This window comes from Leisingera sp. ANG49, assembly GCF_059694505.1.
In genome coordinates, this window is sequence record NZ_JCATZN010000079.1 from 1 (window position 1) to 264 (window position 264).

The 264-nt window shown below is 69.7% G+C and carries 1 pseudogene; it reads right to left on the bottom strand.

The window, feature by feature from the left end:
• Window positions 1-264 (bottom strand): annotated as a pseudogene (locus AC58NV_RS23820) (methyl-accepting chemotaxis protein); the annotation flags it as partial.

The window sequence follows — 264 nt, forward strand, 5'->3', positions numbered from 1 at the left end:
GGGCGGGCGGACAGGGTGCCGCCGGAGACCCGGAAATGCGCCACCAGCTCGGCCAGCTTGCCCGCGTCGGTGTTCAGCATGTGGCCCGCCGCGGTGGCCTCTTCCACCATCGCCGCGTTCTGCTGGGTCACCTGGTCCAGCTGGGTGACGCCGGTGTTGATCTCGTTGAGGCCGGTGGACTGCTCCGCCGCGCCTTCGGCAATGCCGGAGACCAGCTGCGAGATATGGGTGACCTGCTCGACGATGCTCTGCAGCGCCTCGCCG